The sequence below is a fragment of the Natronomonas sp. genome (genome assembly GCF_036625485.1).
GTDB lineage: Archaea > Halobacteriota > Halobacteria > Halobacteriales > Haloarculaceae > Natronomonas.
The window spans coordinates 1-17,173 of sequence record NZ_JAZKTR010000043.1 but is presented as its reverse complement, the minus strand read 5'-3'; the positions used below and the strand labels follow the sequence as shown (position 1 = coordinate 17,173).

Sequence of the window (17,173 nt, the reverse complement as noted above, 5' to 3'; positions counted from 1 at the left end):
CGCCTGAAGAACCCCGAACGCGTACTGGAGACGAACCTCTCCGTCGAGATGGACGACGACTCCCTCGGCGTGTTTCGGGCCTTCCGCTCGCAGTTCAACGGCGACCGCGGGCCCTACAAGGGCGGTATCCGCTATCACCCCGGCGTTTCCCGTGACGAGGTAAAGGCGCTGTCGGGCTGGATGGTTTACAAATGCGCCGTCGTCGATATCCCCTACGGCGGCGGGAAGGGCGGTATCGTCATCGACCCCCACGAGTACTCCGAGAGCGAACTCGAACGCATCACGCGCGCCTTCGCCAAGGAACTGCGGCCGCTCATCGGTGTGGACCGCGACATCCCCGCGCCGGACGTCAACACCGGCCAGCGGGAGATGAACTGGATCAAGGATACCTACGAGACCCTCGAGAACACGACCGAACCCGGCGTCGTCACCGGGAAAGCCATCGAGTCGGGCGGCTCCCGCGGCCGCGTGGAGGCGACCGGCCGTTCGACGATGCTCACCGCCCGCGAGGCCTTCGACCTCCTCGGAAAGAACATGGCCGGCGCCTCGGTCGCCGTACAGGGCTACGGCAACGCGGGTAGCGTCGCGGCGAAACTCCTCCAAGACGAACTGGGCGCCAATGTGGTTGCGGTGTCGGACTCCTCCGGAGCCATCCACGATCGCGCCGGTCTTGACGCCCACGAGGTCAAGGAACACAAAAACGAGACGGGGTCGGTCACTGGCTTCGGCAGCGACTCGGCTCAAGAGTTGACCAACGAGGAACTGCTGACGCTGGACGTCGACCTGCTGGTGCCGGCGGCACTGGAGAACGCCATCGACGCCGACCTCGCCGCGGACGTCAAGGCCGACGTCATCGTCGAGGCCGCCAACGGGCCGTTGACGCCCGACGCCGACGACGTGCTCGTCGACCGGGACGTCTACGTCTTCCCCGACATCCTCGCCAACGCCGGTGGCGTCACCGTCTCCTACTTCGAGTGGGTCCAGAACCGCCAGCGGTTCTACTGGACCGAGGAGAAGGTCAACGACGAACTCGAACGGCACATCGTCGAGGCCTTCGAGGGCCTCGTCGATGCCTACGAGGAACACGACCTGCCGAACTTCCGAACGGCCGCCTACGTCGTCGCCATCGAGCGGGTCCTCTCGGCCTACGAGGAAGCCGGCTCGTGGCCGTAACGCGATAGCTACGTTCTCTCCGATCGACCATTATTGGCGGTCGACCTGTCGATTTGACCGGAAAGGCGGCCAATGCGTTGAAATGTGTGCAATGCTAACATACAACTATGAGCATCCTGAATAGGGGTGGGAACGGCGACGGCACGGGGCCGACGCTGACGGAACTCGTGGAGTTCCTCCCGGCGCTCGTCAACGACGACCCGATCACCGTCGCCGAGATACTCCGGGAGCGGTACGGTGACGTCGTCGCGGTGCCGCCGTTGCATCCCGCGCTGGATTCGGAGGTGTATCTCCTGTCGAACCCCGACGATATCCAGTACGTCCTCCAGTCTCACCCCTCGTCGTTTCGGGCCCTCGACGTGCCGGGGTCGCGGGATTTCAGCCGCGTGGTCAGAAACAGCATCGTCAGTCTGCATTCCGACAGCGAGGAGGGGTCGTGGACCCAGCGACTCCGTCTCGTCTCTCCGGAATTCGCGGAGGACGCCGCACAGGACCACGTTCCCGAACTGGCGGAGACGACGCTTGCGACCCTCGGTGAGTTCGCCGACGGGATGCCCGGGCAGGTGAGCGCGGGCGACCCCTCGACGGTTCCCGACGGCGCCCGAGTGTGGACGCCCGAAAGCGAAGGCGTTCGTCTGCTGCCCGCCATGCGACGGCTGACCCTCCGGTTGCTCGGCGTCTCGCTTTTCGGCCAGGACATGCGCGCCCACGAGGTCGAGGTGATTCAGGCGGTGCATACCCTCCGGTCGCTGTTCAAGCGGCGCCAACTCCACCTCGTCACCAGTTACATGACGCGGCAGTTGCCGGACCAGGTGCCGCTGCCGGGGTGGGTCCATCGGCCGCTCGGGGTCGACCCACACATCCGGCTGACCGGTCGCCACGAGCGCCGGACGACCGAGGCCGTCGAAACCCTCGCCGCCGCCGCGGACGACGTCGTCGCCAGACGGGAACGAACGCCGCTGGTCTTCGACGACGCCCTCGGCGCGTGGCTCCGCCGCCGGGACCCCGTCACCGGCGAGCACGTCCCGCCGGAGGCGCTCCGACAGGAGGTGATGGGCCTGCTCATCGCCGGTCACGCGACGATGAGTGCCGGCCTGACGTGGGCCTGTTACCTGCTTGCGAGCCGTCCCGACGTACAGGAGCGAATCCACGAGGAGGCCCGCGAGACGACGCTTCTGGCCGGGACGGACACGCTGGGTGATGGCCGGTTCGAAAGCCAAAGCGTCGGCGCCTGCCACCCCGTCGAGGGGGCGGCGTTTCTCGAGTCGGTCCCTTACACCGAGCGGGTCTGGAAGGAGACGCTTCGGCTCTATCCCGCCCTGCCGATCTTCGGCCGGACCGTCGCCGACCCCGTCGAGTTCGACGGCACCGAACTCGAAGCCGGCAGTCACGTCCTGACGAGTCCCTACGTCGTCCACCGCGACGAGCGCTGGTTCGAGGACCCCGAGACGTTCGACCCCTCGCGGTTCGAGGGCGAGCGCGACAGACCGCCCTTTGCCTACTTCCCCTTTTCGGGGGGCCGTCACGCCTGTCTCGGAGAGGCCATCGCCACGACGGAGGCGACGACGGTGCTGGCGACGATGCTGGCGACCCACCGCATCGAGTTCGCCGGCCCCGACGTCGAGGACCCACACGAGGGGCCCGACGTCGGCATCGATTCGGCCATCAACCTCCAGCCCGACCGTGATATCATCGTGCGGTTCGTACCGCGAGAGACGTGAGCAGACGGCGGGTCGGAGAAATCAGTCCGCAGTCGTGGACTCGGGGGTATCCGCCCCGAGCATCGACCGGACATAGCCCTGTCCGTAAGCGCCGATGAACATTCCGGCGATGCCCCACAGCATCGGGTAGTTGCCGATACCGAGGCTGGCGTAGCCGGCGCCGGGACAGATGCCCGAGATGCCCCAGCCGACGCCGAAGACGGCGCCACCGACGAGGACGTTGCGGTCCAACGTCTTCAGCCGCCGGACGTAGCGGGCGCCGGTCAGGGGTGCGGACCGCCCCGACCGGGTCGCGAGGAAGAAGACAGGGCTGGCGACGGCGACAGCCCCGCCCATCACGAACAGCAGGCCGAGGTCCGTCAGTTCGAGAAAGGAGAGGACGACCTCGGGGCGGGCCATCCCGCTGTAGGCGAGTCCGAACCCGAACAGGAGCCCCCCGAGGACGATGACCGGCATGAAAAGCGGATGGCGGTCGCCGCTCATACCGAGCCCACTCCCATCCCTGCGGCGGCGAAGAGAAGCGCCGTGGCGATGGCGACCGCCATGAACGTCGCCACGTTGACGATGGAGGTCGGCGACGCGGACCCGACGCCACAGACGCCGTGACCCGAGGTACACCCCTTGCCGAGACGGGTACCGACGCCGACGAGGATACCGCCGGCAAAGAGGCGCCACGCCGGGACCTCGGTGACGAAGGCGCCGTCCTGAAACAGGAGGGCGTAGACGCCGGCACCGGCGACGATGCTCAGCGTGAAAACCACACGCCAGTCCCGAGAGCCGACGAAACGCGCTTGCTGGAAACGCCCCTGCCTGGAGAGATACGAGAGGGTCGATTCGAGGAACGTGCTCGCGCCGGCGATGATGCCGGTCCCGAGGTAGATGACCACCGTGCCGAGGGCGACGAAGAGGCCGCCGACGAGGTAGTGTGTGATGCCCCGCGGGAAGTAGTGGGCTATCGCCTCGGGAAGCGCCACGAAGAGGGGTGCTACCGCCAGCGAGACCGCGTCGGGAGTCATGACTACCGGAACCGAGGTGGCCGGCACGTTTGAAAAGTTCGTCTCCGGCAGCCACGGCGCCTCGCGGCCGTCAGTGCCGAATCATACGGATCGCTGTAACGATCCGTATCAGAGGGTGAACTCGTCGCCTTCGTCGTCCTGTCGAGCGGCGGGGTCCTGCTGGTCGTCGGTCATCTGGGTGAAGAGTTGCTCCTCGTTGTCTTCCTCGTCGGTCGGTGCGTACGCCGAGACACCCATCGTGAGGAGTTCTTCGACCGCCTGCTCGCGGTTGAGGAACTCGCCCTGGCTGACGAGACGGTCGATCTCGCTGTCGATGCGGTCAGGCAGCGACACTTCTACGTCTGGCATACCTATCGGTTCGAGACTCACGGGCCTAAACCCTTGGTTCCTCCACCTGTTCCTGCCGGGTCGACGTGGGAAACGTACTTACCCGCCGCTTCCATGTGCTAATATAGCATGGCCCACACAGAACCGGACAGGGAGCCTCGCGCTTCCGTGGTCCGGGCTGTGACCGAGTCGGTGACCGCCCAGCGGCGGGTGATCGCTGCCATCGCGGTTGCTTTCGGGGTCGTTGCCTTCGTGTGCCTGCAGACGTCCATCGGCTCCACGGTCGCCGTCTGCCTCGCGTCGGTCGGCACCGCCGGCGCCGTGTTCACGAGCGGAATCCTGCTGGTCTGTCACGTGTACGGTCACGTCGTCGAGTGTGCCTCCGGTCCCTCCTGTGAGTGTGAACGCTGTGGCCGGCCCATGGACGATTGGGACTGACGGCGCTCTCAGACACACCGACCGGAACCGTGGGTGGTGTTTACGGGCCCTCCCGTCGAACCCCCGTCTCGATGTATACGGGCAATTTTCCACGACCGGTGTCCCCCCGGTTCGAACGGGAACCACCGGTCGACTTCGAGGACGACCATGGACGGGAGATATCGCTGCAGGCCTTCGGTGATGGCCCCGTCGACGACGAACGGGAAGCCCTCGTCGACCTGTACCTGGAGTTCGACCCCAGCCAGCGGTCCCTCGGCATTCCGCCGGTGCGGGAATCCAAGATCCGAGAGTGGCAGAACGTGTTGCTCGACGGCTACTGCGTCGTCGCATGGCACGGCGAGCGAGCGGTCGGGCAGGCGGTCCTCGTCGAGGACAAGCACGGCAACCACGAACTCGCGATCTTCATCCACCAGGACTACCACCACGCGGGCATCGGCACACAGCTCATGAAGGCGTTGCTCGCCTACGGCAAACAGCAGGGCGTCGACGACGTCTGGCTACTCGTCGAACAGGAGAACCGCCCCGCCAAACAACTGTACGACGACCTCGGATTCACCGTCACCGAGGAACAGGGCCACGCCGTCATGATGGCGACGTCGTTGTGAAGGGTGCTAAATTTCGACGATTGTCGTATAAAGGTTTAGTAATAGTCGATTCATCGCCCGGAATATGACCCTCGACGAACTCCCGACGGAACGGAAGAAACTGGTGTATCTCTACCTGCGAGAATACGGCGAGGCGACGGCCGACGAACTGCGGGAGGCCCTCGGGCTTCGACTACTGACGCTGCTGCCGATCCTCTCGGACCTCGAATCGAAGGCCGTCGTCGAGCGGCGCGAGGACGCCTACACCGTGGCGTAGCCCCCCTTTTCAGGTATCCGCTTCGAGTTCGCCTGTGGCCACGACCCACCCGAGTAGGGAGCGACCGGTTCGGTGTGGGCCACTCGCGGTACTCGTGTACCGCGACGTACGAATCCCCGAAACGGGGGTTCAGGCTCCGGGTATATATTCTCGCTTGCCCTACCGGGTACATGAAATACCGGATTCTACCCTTCATCTCCGGACTCGTCCTCGGCGTAGTCGTCGGCGCCCTGTTGATGCAGGCCATGACGCCGCCGCTTTCCGGCACGAGCGTTCCATCCCACGGCCTGACGACTGCGACGGGATGTGCGGACGCGGAGGACCCACGCGCTTGGGTCGGACAGGTGCCCAACGCCGACTACCGGGCCGTCTATCTGACGAACTATACCTTCGTCCACGACGAGCCGGACATCGAGGTTCGCGCCGAACTCACCGAATCCGACCCGGGCGAGTGGGTCCTCGCGGTGACGACGACGGCCGACGGCGACAAGGATATCCCCGAGGACTGCCAGCCCCGGACGCGACTGGATGCGTCGGTCGCCCTGCCGACGGACGCCGAGTCGCTGCGAATCACGCTCGATGGCGAACCCGTCACCGAGGTGGAGACGACCGCGAACTCCACACGCTTCCGCTATCTCGACGAGTAGTCGGAAACGCCCTCGCGGTTACGTCGAACGCCGTCGTCTGATGAACGCTCTGGCCGCCATGAAGACGTAGAAGGCGCCGATGAGACGGATACCGGTCGTGAACCGGTCGTGCCACTCGACTTGCTCCGGCTGCTCGTAGAGGAAGGTGGCAGCCAACCGAGGATACAGGTCGGGAAATATCAGTACGACGCCCCCAAAGACACCGGTCAGGTTCATCATCCAGGCGTAGGCTTTTCCGCCGGCCAAACTGGCGACGGCGATGCCGACTCCCTCCGCTCGCATCGCCGGCCCGACCCAGGGTTTGATCGTCGACTCGTCGGGGTTCTCGACGGCCAGCCGTTCGAAAACGCCGAGAATTCGGTCCGGAACCAGAACCGTGAGGACGCCGAGGAGCCCGACTAGCAGCCGTATCATACGCCTCCAGTACGGCTCGTCTCCGCTTAATTATACGCCGGTTTCACATACCGAATCTCGGTACAGTCTAGCTTCGGCGACCCGAACCGCGATGCTACGCTCCCGAGAACGACCCACGCACGGCGATTTGTCGACCGCCGCCCACCTAGCCGGCCGTCAGCACACGGATGCCGTCGATCACGAGCCTGTCGAGCGCGTGGGCCGCGATGCTGTAGGCGAGGAAGAACACGACCATCAGGGAGAACGCGAGCACGTCGAAGGCCCCGGCATCGATCGTGGCGACGACGGGAATCAACGACAGCAGGGCCTCGACAGCGGCTTCGAAGGTCGCCGCCGCGACGGCGGTGCCGGCGACGAACGCCAGCAGATAGCCCGCCGTTCGAAGCGACCACGGAGAGACCCTCGACCACACGCGCAGTTGGAGGTCCTCGTACGTGAGGAAACCGAGCGCTGCGAGTTGGCGCCGCGCCTGATCGATGACGGTCACCGCGAGTACGAACCACAGCGCTGCCGCGAGCCCGAGTCGGATGACCGACGGCGACAGGTCGAGGACCGTCTCGCTGAACACCGTGACGACGGCCGGCGTCACGCGGCCCACGATGACGTAGAACAGGAGGTAGCCGAGGACCGCCTCTATCGGTCCATACGCCGGGAACTGGCGGTCCTCCTCGACGTGCCGCGACGCACGCACCCCAGACCGGCTCATACGTGACCGGGGAACGGCCAGCGTCTTCAAGCCCGAGGGCGCTTCCGGGGCGAACAGTAGTTCGCGGACAGCCCCGAGACCCGGGAACGACGGCTCGCACTTATATCGAATCAGGGCATACATCGAGTCCAATGAACGGCGCTCATCAGGGGACGCACGATGGAGTCACGGAATCGTGGATTCTCCGCGTGGTCGGCCATCTAGCCGCGGGGCTCCGGGGCCGTTCGGGGTGCCACGGTCCGCGAAGAGAGACGTCATGAACCGACACGAATTCATCGACGTTGCGACGATTACAGCCAGTTCGCTGTTCCTTCGAGGCGGCGGGTTCTTTTCACGGTCGCTGGAAAGCGACCCGATCGACGACGTCGTGACCGACACCGTGAGTACCGTCGGGGATATTCGACCGACGACCCCGCGGGAGGTGACAGCTACGGGTCCTGCCGGCGAGTTCCACGCGGGATATCTGGTCCACCGGTGGGTCGGAAGTGACGCCCCCACGCTGCTGTATCACCACGGAAGCGGCGAGGACCCGTTCGATTTCGGCAGGTTCAGTTCGAATACCTTCGAGCGGCTATTCACCGCTGACTCGGGCTTCGACCTCAACCTGATCGCGATTCGTGCGCCGTTCCACGGCGGTTCGAGCAGCGACTACGTTGAGGCGATGGGCGAACTGGAGAACTTCGTGGGGATGCTCGCTGCCTCGACGGCACTCATGCAGGCGCTTACCGAGCGGCTTCGTGAGCTCGGCTGTCCGGCGGTTCTCGCATCGGGTATCAGTCTCGGTGGGTGGGTCGTCAATCTGCATCGCGCGTACTACGGGAGTCTCGACCGGTATGTTCCGATCTTCGCAGGCGCGAGACTCGACGAGGTGTTCGGTTCCTCCGTCTACCGAAAGCTCGTCGCCGACTCGGCGCGCGGCCGGCCCGAGATACTGGCCGAGGCGCTCGACTTCGAGCAGGATTTCGTCGCCGTCGAGGCCGACGACTGTGACCCGATATTGGCCCGCTACGACCGGATCGTCGAGTTCGAAACCCAGCGGCCCTGTTACGGTGGCCTCGAGGTCGACGTACTGGAGAAAGGCCACATCACCGGGTCGCTCGCGACCGACGCGCTTCGGTCCCACATTCGACGGTCGGTGTCCGCCGTCCAACACGGACCGTGATTCGACGCGACAACGATTATGCGACTGGCGGGGCAACGGGTCGGTCGTTATCGAGGTCACCGACTGCATGAAGCTATTCGAACTCGCTCGCGAGCGCCGATGGATTCCGATCACCGGGTACGTGGTCTACATCTCGGCGCTGACCGCGGGCTATTATTACAATCTCACCTTCGTACAGTTGGGGTTGATCGACCTCGGGACGCGCCTCGTGGGACTCAGTCCGGCGGCCGTCTCGATGGCGATGGGCGTGCTCGCACTCCTGACGCTGTTCGTCGCCGTGGCCAGCGGCGTCCTGCTGGACCGTCGTGGCTGGAGTACCGACCTCTACGTGAAGTTCCGATTGCTCTTCGGTATCATCCTCGTGCAACTGGTCTTGACCGCCGTCGCACCGTACGTGACCTCGCCCGAAGCGTTCGGCCTCTGGGTCGTCGTCTGCTCGGTGACTCTCGGGGTCGGCATTCCCGTTACGTTCAGCTTCATGATCGATTTCATCCCCGTCCGGGACCGCGGGTACGTCGCGGCCGTCGTCGCCGGCCTCTCGTTTTTCGTCGCCGCGCTCTATCCGATGGAGTGGCGGATCGAGGAGTTCAGCACCGTCATGGCCGCCGCGATGGTGCCGGCCGTCATCGTCTTGGGTGGAGTCGCCTTCAGACGAACCGACATCGTCGACGAACTGGCTCGGCAACACGAGACCTACGGCACGGGGCGATTCTGCCGCTCGCAACCGATCGGAACGACGAGCGTCACCTTCTGGGTGCTCGTGGTCCTGATGTTCGGCGTATTCTTCATCGACAGTCTCGGCTTCCTCCGCATCATCGAGACGCCGACCTACATCTACACGTCGTGGCAATCGCCCGACTTGAGCGTCAGGCTGTTCATCGCTGTAACGCATCTCGTTGGGGCACTTTTCGCTGGCGTGTTGTACACGAACTTCGACCGGAAGTGGCTGTTCCTGTGGGTCTTCGGGCTGTTCGCGTTCACGCACCTCCAGTACGTCTTCCACCTTCGATTCGGTTCGGACGGAACCCCACCACTACTCATGCCGATGTTCTACGTCCTTGCGGTCAGTTTCTACACGACGCTCAACTTCGCGCTCTGGCCGGACCTCTCGACGACGGAGACCATCGGGACGCACACGGCTCTCGGCGTCGGCATCGCCGGTTGGCTGGCGACGTTTCTCAGCACTGCGCTGGCGCTGTACTCCGAGGGGGTCGAACTCTCGTTTCTGGACCACTTGACGTACGTGAACGCTCTCGCGTTGCTGTTCGCGGTTTCATTACCTGTCCTGCTCTACGTCCACCGGATGGTCGAACTAGTTCGCGAGGGGGCGACGTCATGAACCTGGAGCTTATCCCCCTGCTGATTCTCGCGCTCCTTTTGATTTCGGCGGGTGGTGCCGAAGTCGAGACGGCCGAGTTCGTGATGGAAGGCGACCACGAGATCACGGACCACCGGGGAGCGTTGATCGTGGGCGATGCGACCGTCACTGTACCAGCCGATGCCGAAGTGTCCGGCCCCGTCTACGTTATCGGAGGCGAACTCCGTGTCCAGGGACGCGTCACCGGCGACGTCACCCAACTCTCCGGGACGCTTGTCGTCGATGACGGCGCGGCTATCGACGGGCAACTACTGCACGTCGCTGGCACCGAGCGTCTGGCTGGTGGAGCGCGAATCGGCGAGCGAACGACCGCCGACGTCACACCCAGCGAGCGCGGTCCGGTTGCCACCTACGTTCCATCGGTCCTGCTGACCTTGCTGTTGGCACTCGTGGGGGGGTGGATGGGCCGAAAGCGGCCGGCGCTTTTAAACAACGTCGGAACCGCCGCACGGGAATATACGGTGGTGAGCCTCACCGTCGGAGCACTGCTTTTCGTGACGTTTCTGGCGGTGTTCGTCTTCATGGCGTTCACGCTGGTTCTCATCCCGGTGAGCCTCCTCGGCCTCTTGGTGGGGGCGCTTGCCATCGCGTATGGCGTTCTCGCGTGGGGGTACCTCATCGGCAAGCACCTGGAGGCTGCCAGAGCCGATCTCGCCACGGCCGTCGGCGTCGTCGCGGTGATGATCTTACTGCAGGTCCTCGGCTTCGTGCCCCTGATCGGTGAACTGGTCGCGATCGGGGTTCTCCTGACGGGACTGGGTGCGGTCGTGGTGACGTACTTCGGACTCAGCCGGTTCGAACCCGCGATACTTCCCGAATGAAGAGGGCACACGGCGTATGTATTCGTACCTCCGAAGCCGACTTTCAAGCAGTAGTACCGTCACGCTCCGCAGCGTTCCACCGTGTTGTAATCCACACACTGAAGGCGACTGCTCCGCCGGTCAGGCCACCGATAGTCATCGCGTCGATTCGGTTTCCGTCCCTATCGAACGGACCAAAGGCTATCGTAGCAGCGACGAACGCGAGAAAGCCGCTCAGTAAGGCTTTCATTCCATGTTCCATAGCGGAACGTTTGCCCCATATGTCAAAGACTGGTTTGGGAAACTACCCGAAGTTCGTCACGATTTGAGAGGCCTCACGGAGATTAGCTGCAGCAAGTATCCCGAGTGCGGCCAGCGACACGAGCAGTTCTCGCCGAGAGACGGTCCACTCACGGGGCGAACGCACTCGTTCGAACTCCTCGCGCCACCGTGGTGGTGAGGCCTGATGCCAGAGCATCACCCCGCGGGTCGCGACCGCGACGAGTACGTACGCGGAGAGTTCGAAGACGCCGCTGCGAGTCAGGACCGTCGTGAGCGATGGCGTGATGCGTCCCGACCCGAGTGCCAGCGATCCCGTTCCCCATATCAGGGCCCCCTGTAACGTCGTCACGATGACGACGAGATACCCCATCGGCGTGTTCACCGAGCGAAACGTGTTCGCCGCGGCGATGAACGCGGAAAAGCCGAAGTTCCACGCGAGGATACGCACGAACGTCGACGAGGTACGCTCCGTCTCGACTGGGGGCGAAGTACGCGAGCGAGGTCCCCCGAAGCAGTCCCTCGGGCAGTAGCAGGTAACTCCCCACCCACGTCCCAGCGAAGAGAACCGCACACAACGTCCAGAATGCCACCGCTCGGACGAAGACGCTCTCGTGGTTGACGTAGCGACTCACGAGGAGTACACCACGTCTTACAACCGCGCCTTGGTGACCGGATGCCACTGAGCGTTCTGGTACCGTATCGATCGGTCAGTGAATAAACGTTCGGTGAGTGCCAGTGGGTACATGAGGACGAGCGAACGCCGCCCCAAGTACGAGAGCTACCGACTTGTTCGAATGGTTCTGCCCATCGCAATACGATTAAAAATTCCAACATATGCCTCATAGACAGAACGTCCACCATACGTTTATCCATTTAGTATGAAATATTCATATTATGTCGGACACGCGGATACCATTCGTCGACGAGCATCCGGTCGCGGCGTTCTTCGTGGGCGCGTATCTGTACACGTGGGTCATCTCGGCGCCGACCGTGTTCATGGACCCCAGTTGGACCGCGGCGATACTCATGTACGTCGGCAGTTTCGGTGCGCCGGTGAGCGCAGCGGCGGTGACGTGGCTTCGGGGCGACGACGTCAGGGCGTGGGCCCGACAGATCACCAGATGGCGCGTCGACTGGTACTGGTGGGTCGCCGCCTTCGGGCTTCCACTCGCCATCGTCGGCGTCGTCACGGCTATCCTCCTCGGCGTCGGCGGCCCGGTCGATATCGACCAGTTCGGTGCATCGCCCGTCCTAGTCCTCGTCATCTTCGTGTTCGGCATGACGGTCAGTGGCGGCCTCAATGAAGAACCCGGCTGGCGAGGGTTCGCCCAGCCTCGGCTGAACGACCGGTACAGCGCCCTGACGGGGAGTCTCATCATCGGCGTCGTCTGGGCCGGCTGGCACCTCCCGTACTTCTTCATTCCCGTCGCCCCTCATTCCGGGTTCACGGTCGTCAATCAGGTCGGGTGGTTCTTCGGCATCCTTCTGTTGTCGGTCATTCTCGCGTGGGGCTACAACGGGACCGGAAGCGTGCTGATCGTGATGGTGCTCCACGCCATGGCGAACACCGCCGACGTCCTCCTGCCGCTGGCGCCGGACCTGATCCTCGTCGACGGCATCATCGACGAGACTGCCGTCGGGACGGTCGTGCTGGTACAGATCGGTGTCCAACTGCTCGTCGTTGTCGCCATCGTTGCGTACTACGGCCGCGAGAAACTGGCTCGCGGCGAGATTCCGGGCGCGGCCGACGCTGGAGGCCGCGACAATCCGACCGAATGAGCCACCGCGTCGCCGGCCTGACGGGCCGCGACTGGGATTCCCGGCGACGATGTCTGGCCGTCCGCCCGGGACGCCATCGGGTGTAGCGGAACACGGGGGCGGGGACTACGCCGTGGTCGAATCCCCATCGCCCGAGTGACACGTAACGTGATGTGTGACGTGGCCGTCACCCGCGATGTGGGTTCGCGTCCGATAGGCCTCACAGAGGTCGGTGTTCCAGTAGCTTCGCGACTCGCTGCGGTCGGGGAGTTCGACGGCGATGGTGTACTCCCCTGCCGGGAAATCATTGCTGAAGCCCCGTCCTTCACCCGGACCGAGCGTGAAGGATTGCTCGAAGACGATGGCGTCACTACCGTCGGTTACGACGACTCGTACCTCGTATGCCCGGTCGTGATCGTTCTGGACGGTCACTTCGAGACCGTACCGAGGCTGATCCTCGGGGAGAACGTCGTCGATACACCCAGCGAGACCCGCTGCTGCCGACGCCGTCAGGCCGGACAGAAGCGTTCGGCGATGCATACACACTACTCGCCTGCAGGAGTGATGAGTCTTCAGTCGTCTCGACCCCGAAGTCACACGTAGTTCGGCCCCGATGACGGTTTCCATGTCTACAGGCCCAGCGGTGTCTCGATAACAGGGACCGATACGGCCGTTATATCATCTCTCCGGCCGTTTCTCTAGTATGGCTTCGACAACTACTCGCCGGATTCCGACCAGTCAGTTCCTGCTCGGTGCGCTCGTCGTACTGGTCGGCGTTCTGCTCTTGCTCGCCACGACGGGGGCCTTGCCGACCCGGAACGCGTTGTTATACGTCCCATCGCTGTTCGTCGTCGTTGGCCTGTGGGCGCTCGTTCAGAGCCGGCTTCGGAACATCGTCGGTCCGCTCGTCCTGATCGGCGTGGCTGGCGCGGCCCAACTGGTCGTCCTCGGCTACGCCACGGCCGACCAGGTCGTCGTCTACTGGCCGCTCCTCGTAATCGCGGTCGGCCTGTCGATTCTGCTGGGCCAGTTCCGGTCGCGGGTGGGGCACACCGAAAACGCATTCACGTCGGCGTTCGCCGCCTTCGGTGGCGTCGAGAAACGTAATTCCTCCAAGGAGTTCACCGGTGCTGACCTGACTGCGCTGTTCGGCGGAACCGAACTCGACCTCCGGGACGCCAAGGTCACTGACCGCCCGGCACAGATCAACGCCGTCGCCATGTTCGGTGGCGTCGAGATCGTCGTTCCCCGCGAGTGGAACGTTCGTCTAGACGTCCTGCCCGTCCTCGGTGGGGCATCCGACGACCGGCCGCGTCGAGACGGCGAACACGACGAGGTCGACCTCGTGGTGACCGGCTTCGCAGCGTTCGGAGGTGTCTCGATTACGGACTGATTACCCGACTAGACGGTCCCTATTCTTGAGAACGATGGCTCTGCTATATTTATGCTGGCTCGTTTTATAAGATATGGTAGCCAGAACCTCCATTTTCGAAGCGGCCGTCTCCAGACCGTCCCTCCGTCCCCCGCAGCGACAAGCGGCCCGGCCGCAAACGGGAGGACGGGCGGAATGACCTCGGGGACACGCCGGCGGGTAGGCGTCCTGCTTCTGGCGGTCGTCCTCGTTGTCAGTCTGGTTCCCGGACTCGCCGCGGCACAGAGCAACCTCGGCGGGAACATCGTCGTCGAAGAGGGCGAAACGGTCTCGGAGGTAAACGCGGTCGGCGGCGCCGTGATCATCCGCGGGACCGTGACCGGCGACGTAAGCGGCGCGGCCGGCTCCGTACTCGTAACTGGCACCGTGGAGGGAGACGTCAACGTCGCGACGGGCGACCTGCGGATCGCCGGCAACGTAGGGGGTGACGTCTCGGCCGCCGCCGGGCGCGTCTACCTCGAAGAGGGCGCGACCGTCGACGGGAACTTCGACGTCGGGACCGGTGACGCTCGTATCGACGGGACTATCGGTGGCGATGCGAGGATCGGGGCCGAAACGATTCGACTGGGAGACACAGCCTCGATCGGCGGGTCGCTGACCTACGATGGCAGACTCCAAGGCAACCGCGACGCCGTCGCGGGCGACATCACACGCGACAGGACGCTCGGACCGACGACCGTCACCGAACTCCGGCCGCTGGCGTCGTGGGTGACCGCGGTCTACGCGTTCGTCGCCAACCTACTGCTCGGGGGTATTCTGCTCGCCCTGTTCCCCCGGTTCTCGGAGGGCGTCGCCGACCGAGTTCGGACCGACTCCGTCAGGACTGGTCTCGTCGGCCTCGGCGTCCTCGTCGGCGTCCCGTTGGGGCTCGTGGCGATCACGCTCACCATCGTCGGGATACCGCTGGCGTTCGTCGGCGCCCTCCTGTTCCTGTTCGTCATCTGGATCGGGCTGGTCTACGGCCGATTCGCACTCGGCGTGTGGCTTCTCTCGGTCGTGGCTCCCGAACGGGAGGGCACGGAAACCGATAACGAAGACCGATTCGGTGGAGTCGACCCCAAGTGGGTCGCGCTGGTCGTCGGCCTGCTCGCTGGCGGGCTGCTCGCGTTACTCCCCGTCGTCGGAGAGCTTATCAACCTCCTGCTCGGCCTGCTCGGTCTGGGAGCGGTGGCGCTCGGCGTCTACGGACGCCGCCGCCAGCGAGGGCCACTCCCGACCGACGCGCCCGCCGAGGGGGCAATGTGACGGTCGACTATATCGACGTTTCGAGCGTCCGAGTGTGAGTCACCGGACGACCCGTGGAATCCACCCCCGGTTTTACCCCTAAGGAAGTGTATTGTAAACACCCCTCATGCTCGACAACGAAGTCGCGATAGTCACCGGTGGCTCGACGGGAATCGGCAAAGCAACCGCCGCCAAGTACCGGGAGTACGGTGCCGAGGTGGTTATTGCAAACCGCTCTGCCGATGCGGGCCAAGAGGCAGCGGCGGAACTCGACTGTGACTTCACGCAGTGTGACGTCGCAGAGTACGAACAGGTCGAAGCGCTCGTCGAAGCCACCGTCGAGAAGTACGGACGACTAGACGTGATGGTGAACAACGCTGGAATCGGCCGGGTCGGGACGGTCGAGGACATGTCGCTCGACGATTGGCATGACGTAATGCGAATCAATTTGAACGGCGTCATGCACGGAACGCGGGCAGCATTACCACACCTGAAGGAATCCGAAGGAAGCATCATCAACATCGCGTCGATTTACGGCCTCGTCGCTGCCCCGCAAGCGACCGCCTACGCGACGGCCAAAGGCGGCATCGTCAACTTCACGCGGTCGGTCGCGGTCGATTACGCTAAGCAGAACGTTCGGGTCAATAGCATCTGCCCAGGGTTCGTCGAGACACCGATGACCGAGCCGAGCCTCGGAGACGAAGAGTTCTACGAGTACGTCCACGGGCGGACCCCGATGGGACGGGTCGCCCAACCGGAAGAGATCGCCGGCCTCGCGATGTTCCTCGCCTCTGACGAGGCTTCGTACATCACGGGAACGAACATCCCCGTCGATGGGGGGTGGACAGCACAGTGAGCCACCGACCGTTCGCCGACGCCGATTACGCACGGGTGGAGGATCTTGTTTATAAAGAGACCGTCTCTCCATCTTCGGGGACGTGGACGTTCTCCGTTTTCGACCGTAACTCCTCGCGTGTGAGCAGGCAGTGATTGATGGCTTCCATATGAACGACGACCACCGTGGCGTCGGTGGCGTCCCGGACGGCCGAGACGTCCTCGACTCCCATCGTGATCGGCTTGCCGTGGGTGAACTGCGCCTCACCGCCGTTGAGAACGACCGTATCGGGCTCGAAGCGGTCGAGCGTCCGTTCGACACCCTCGTACCAGACCGTATCACCGGCGAGGTACAACGTCTCGTCGGCTTCGAAAACGAATCCCGAGACGGGACCCATCGCCTCGGCCAACTCTCCGTGCCCGTGGCGGGCGGGCGTCCGATGGATAGTGACCCCGCCGAACGATTCTGTCTCCTCGACGGGCCGCACGTCGGTAAAGCCCTCCTCGACGAACGCATCCGTCTCGGCAGGCTGACAGAACAACGGGACGTCCGCATCCAGTTCCTCTTTCGCCGCGTCGTCGAAGTGGTCGGGATGTCGGTGCGTGACGACTACGGCATCGTACGCCAGTTCGACGTCAGGCATGGGAACGAGCGGATTCGACCGATCGTTCGGCGTGTTCTCTATCGGCGGCAGCGCACCCGGAGACGCAAACAGGGGATCGATGAGAAACGTCGTCTCACCGATGGTCACGAAGAGCGTAGCGTTACGTACGAGGGTTACACTGTTGCCGGCGCCCGTGGACATACAAGTGCATCGGCGAGCGTCAGGTTATGACTTCCGCTGAGGGACGCCGAACGTGCCGTATTCAGTAGACGCCCGAATAATTGTGATTTGACGCCTCTACCGTGGCTATAAGATTAGCGTCGAAACGTGAGGTAAGAGAATGGGCGCTGCAGGATTTGAACCCGCGGCATCTTGGTCCGAAGCCAAGTGCTCTG

The 17,173-nt window shown here is 64.0% G+C and carries 21 protein-coding genes; 13 read left to right on the top strand and 8 right to left on the bottom strand.

The window, feature by feature from the left end:
- Both V5A53_RS06260 and V5A53_RS06255 read left to right on the top strand, forming a co-directional pair.
- On the top strand, nucleotides 1–1,173 hold a 1,173-nt coding region (locus V5A53_RS06260), incomplete at its 5' end, for a Glu/Leu/Phe/Val family dehydrogenase (protein ID WP_332312722.1).
- Between the two features lie 107 nt (nucleotides 1,174–1,280).
- The gene (locus V5A53_RS06255) at nucleotides 1,281–2,894 is read left to right on the top strand and encodes a cytochrome P450 (protein ID WP_332312721.1); all 1,614 of its coding nucleotides are present in this window, start codon (nucleotides 1,281–1,283) and stop codon (nucleotides 2,892–2,894) included.
- A gap of 21 nt (nucleotides 2,895–2,915) precedes the next feature.
- Here the strand turns inward: V5A53_RS06255 and V5A53_RS06250 are convergent, their stop codons facing one another.
- From V5A53_RS06250 to V5A53_RS06240, 3 genes are all read right to left on the bottom strand, one after another.
- Entirely contained in the window at nucleotides 2,916–3,377 is a 462-nt protein-coding gene (locus V5A53_RS06250; protein ID WP_332312720.1) for a DUF6691 family protein, read from the bottom strand.
- Nucleotides 3,374–3,910 (bottom strand): YeeE/YedE family protein, encoded by a 537-nt coding sequence (locus tag V5A53_RS06245; RefSeq protein WP_332312719.1) that lies wholly within the window; start codon nucleotides 3,908–3,910, stop codon nucleotides 3,374–3,376. Before V5A53_RS06245 ends, V5A53_RS06250 begins: the two co-directional genes overlap by 4 nt.
- 108 nt (nucleotides 3,911–4,018) lie before the next feature.
- A complete protein-coding gene (locus tag V5A53_RS06240) occupies nucleotides 4,019–4,258 on the bottom strand; it encodes a DUF7120 family protein (RefSeq protein WP_332312718.1) in 240 nt (79 codons plus the stop codon).
- Nucleotides 4,259–4,417: 159 nt separating this feature from the next.
- Between V5A53_RS06240 and V5A53_RS06235 the strand changes: the two genes are divergently transcribed.
- From V5A53_RS06235 to V5A53_RS06220, 4 genes are all read left to right on the top strand, one after another.
- Entirely contained in the window at nucleotides 4,418–4,675 is a 258-nt protein-coding gene (locus V5A53_RS06235; protein WP_332312717.1) for a hypothetical protein, read from the top strand.
- Between the two features lie 98 nt (nucleotides 4,676–4,773).
- Nucleotides 4,774–5,280 (top strand): GNAT family N-acetyltransferase, encoded by a 507-nt coding sequence (locus V5A53_RS06230; RefSeq protein ID WP_332312716.1) that lies wholly within the window; start codon nucleotides 4,774–4,776, stop codon nucleotides 5,278–5,280.
- Nucleotides 5,281–5,344: 64 nt separating this feature from the next.
- Nucleotides 5,345–5,536 carry a TrmB family transcriptional regulator gene (locus V5A53_RS06225; RefSeq protein WP_332312715.1) on the top strand — a complete coding sequence of 64 codons (192 nt, stop codon included), beginning with the start codon at nucleotides 5,345–5,347 and terminating at the stop codon, nucleotides 5,534–5,536.
- Nucleotides 5,537–5,706: 170 nt separating this feature from the next.
- Nucleotides 5,707–6,183 carry a hypothetical protein gene (locus V5A53_RS06220; RefSeq protein ID WP_332312714.1) on the top strand — a complete coding sequence of 159 codons (477 nt, stop codon included), beginning with the start codon at nucleotides 5,707–5,709 and terminating at the stop codon, nucleotides 6,181–6,183.
- Between the two features lie 18 nt (nucleotides 6,184–6,201).
- Here V5A53_RS06220 and V5A53_RS06215 read toward each other — a convergent pair whose 3' ends face one another.
- Together V5A53_RS06215 and V5A53_RS06210 are read right to left on the bottom strand one after the other, a co-directional pair.
- Nucleotides 6,202–6,597: a hypothetical protein gene (locus tag V5A53_RS06215; RefSeq protein WP_332312713.1), complete on the bottom strand. Its 396-nt coding sequence runs from the start codon at nucleotides 6,595–6,597 to the stop codon at nucleotides 6,202–6,204.
- A gap of 145 nt (nucleotides 6,598–6,742) precedes the next feature.
- Entirely contained in the window at nucleotides 6,743–7,303 is a 561-nt protein-coding gene (locus V5A53_RS06210; protein WP_332312712.1) for a hypothetical protein, read from the bottom strand.
- 256 nt (nucleotides 7,304–7,559) lie between these two features.
- On the opposite strand from V5A53_RS06210, the gene V5A53_RS06205 reads away from it, so the two are divergent.
- The 3 genes from V5A53_RS06205 to V5A53_RS06195 are packed head-to-tail and all read left to right on the top strand — an operon-like array spanning nucleotide 7,560 to nucleotide 10,664.
- Nucleotides 7,560–8,465, top strand: a complete 906-nt coding sequence (locus V5A53_RS06205; RefSeq protein WP_332312711.1) for a hypothetical protein — start codon at nucleotides 7,560–7,562, stop codon at nucleotides 8,463–8,465.
- Nucleotides 8,353–9,804, top strand: coding sequence for an MFS transporter (locus V5A53_RS06200; RefSeq protein ID WP_332312710.1), 1,452 nt, complete (start codon nucleotides 8,353–8,355; stop codon nucleotides 9,802–9,804). Before V5A53_RS06205 ends, V5A53_RS06200 begins: the two co-directional genes overlap by 113 nt.
- Nucleotides 9,801–10,664, top strand: coding sequence for a hypothetical protein (locus V5A53_RS06195; RefSeq protein ID WP_332312709.1), 864 nt, complete (start codon nucleotides 9,801–9,803; stop codon nucleotides 10,662–10,664). The genes V5A53_RS06200 and V5A53_RS06195 overlap by 4 nt, the downstream gene beginning before the upstream one ends.
- 283 nt (nucleotides 10,665–10,947) lie before the next feature.
- On the opposite strand, the gene V5A53_RS06190 is transcribed toward V5A53_RS06195, so the two are convergent.
- Nucleotides 10,948–11,373: a hypothetical protein gene (locus tag V5A53_RS06190; RefSeq protein ID WP_332312708.1), complete on the bottom strand. Its 426-nt coding sequence runs from the start codon at nucleotides 11,371–11,373 to the stop codon at nucleotides 10,948–10,950.
- A gap of 446 nt (nucleotides 11,374–11,819) precedes the next feature.
- Here V5A53_RS06190 and V5A53_RS06185 point away from each other — a divergent pair, with 446 nt between their 5' ends.
- Nucleotides 11,820–12,704 (top strand): CPBP family intramembrane glutamic endopeptidase, encoded by an 885-nt coding sequence (locus V5A53_RS06185; protein WP_332312707.1) that lies wholly within the window; start codon nucleotides 11,820–11,822, stop codon nucleotides 12,702–12,704.
- A 105-nt stretch (nucleotides 12,705–12,809) separates the two neighbouring features.
- Here V5A53_RS06185 and V5A53_RS06180 read toward each other — a convergent pair whose 3' ends face one another.
- A complete protein-coding gene (locus V5A53_RS06180) occupies nucleotides 12,810–13,223 on the bottom strand; it encodes a hypothetical protein (RefSeq protein ID WP_332312706.1) in 414 nt (137 codons plus the stop codon).
- Between the two features lie 163 nt (nucleotides 13,224–13,386).
- Between V5A53_RS06180 and V5A53_RS06175 the strand changes: the two genes are divergently transcribed.
- The 3 genes from V5A53_RS06175 (at nucleotide 13,387) to V5A53_RS06165 (ending at nucleotide 16,195) form a co-directional block, all read left to right on the top strand.
- Entirely contained in the window at nucleotides 13,387–14,076 is a 690-nt protein-coding gene (locus V5A53_RS06175; RefSeq protein WP_332312705.1) for a LiaF transmembrane domain-containing protein, read from the top strand.
- Nucleotides 14,077–14,250: 174 nt separating this feature from the next.
- The gene (locus V5A53_RS06170) at nucleotides 14,251–15,360 is read left to right on the top strand and encodes a polymer-forming cytoskeletal protein (protein WP_332312704.1); all 1,110 of its coding nucleotides are present in this window, start codon (nucleotides 14,251–14,253) and stop codon (nucleotides 15,358–15,360) included.
- Nucleotides 15,361–15,466: 106 nt separating this feature from the next.
- Nucleotides 15,467–16,195 (top strand): SDR family NAD(P)-dependent oxidoreductase, encoded by a 729-nt coding sequence (locus tag V5A53_RS06165; RefSeq protein WP_332312703.1) that lies wholly within the window; start codon nucleotides 15,467–15,469, stop codon nucleotides 16,193–16,195.
- Between the two features lie 49 nt (nucleotides 16,196–16,244).
- Here the strand turns inward: V5A53_RS06165 and V5A53_RS06160 are convergent, their stop codons facing one another.
- A complete protein-coding gene (locus tag V5A53_RS06160; protein ID WP_332312702.1) occupies nucleotides 16,245–16,979 on the bottom strand; it encodes an MBL fold metallo-hydrolase in 735 nt (244 codons plus the stop codon).
- Nucleotides 16,980–17,173: the final 194 nt, after the last annotated feature.